The sequence below is a fragment of the Micromonospora sp. NPDC047753 genome, assembly GCF_040642735.1.
Lineage (GTDB): Bacteria > Actinomycetota > Actinomycetes > Mycobacteriales > Micromonosporaceae > Micromonospora.
This window is the reverse complement of record NZ_JBEYSL010000908.1, coordinates 1-1,003: the sequence shown is the minus strand read 5'-3', so window position 1 is coordinate 1,003 and position 1,003 is coordinate 1. Positions and strand designations below refer to the sequence as shown.

1 protein-coding gene is annotated in these 1,003 nt (G+C 72.1%); it reads right to left on the bottom strand.

The window, feature by feature from the left end; genetic code table 11:
• Nucleotides 1-1,003 (bottom strand): hypothetical protein (locus tag ABZ749_RS35675; protein WP_357235880.1); only part of this gene is annotated, 1,003 nt, incomplete at both ends.

The following is a 1,003-nucleotide window of genomic DNA, read 5'->3' as shown; positions in this document are numbered from 1 at the left end:
AGGTGCGGGCGGCCTCGCTCAGCGGCGAGGAGATGCCGGTCGAGCCAGCCACGCAGCGCGCCGGCCGCGATCCGCCGGTTGATCCAGTTGACAAGCGGCACCGAATCACTCAGCGGCAGCGCTGTCGGTGCGACGGCGTGCCAGGCCGCCGCACCGATCGGGGTCACCTCGCACCGCCAGTGCGGCCGGCGTCCCGGCGGGTCGACGAAGAGCAACCGTTGCCCGGGCGCCAACTGCCCCAGCACCGCCGAATGCCCGTCGACGGACCATCGGGTCCGGCTGAACAGCACCACCCAGTCGCGGGTGTCACCGTCGGGCAGCGGACCGACGTCGCCGCGCAGCGCGGCGAGCAGGTCGCTCAGGCCCAGCGGTACGGATCGACCGAAGAGCCGCTTGACCAAGTGGTCGGCGAGCAGCGCGGCCCGGAACACCGGCAACCGGTACCGGGGCTGGGTCAGCCGCAGATACTCGACCAGGCTGCCCAGCAGGTGTCGGAAGCGGATGGTCGGCCCGAGCAGCCGGCAGGACGCGCCCCGGCTGTGCGTCACCACGGCGTCCGGGAGCATCCACAGCTGGTGTCCGGCCTGGTCGAGCTGCCGCGCGAGGACCGCGTCGTTCCAGTAGACGGGGAACGCCTCGTCGAAGATGGTCTGTTGTCCGAGCACCGAGCGGCGCAGCAGCATGCAGCTGCCCGAGGCGAGCTGCCGGGGACGGCTGAAGTCCTCGCCGCGCATCTGGAACCGGTGCAGCGCCTGGCGGAACCCGGGCAGCCGGCGCAGCGCGGTCACCAGCGCGATGGTGGCGGTGAAGCTGGGCTGTTGGACGTAGTGCTGCTGGAAGGTGCCGTCCGGGTTGAGGTACAGCGGGCTGACCCCCGCCACGTCCGGCCGCTCCCGCAGGTGGTCGATCATCCGCGACAGCGCGCCGGGGTGGAACCGGATGAGGTGGAACTCGACGCCCGGGTGGGCCGCCCGCGCATGGGCGATGAACTTGGGGACCAGGT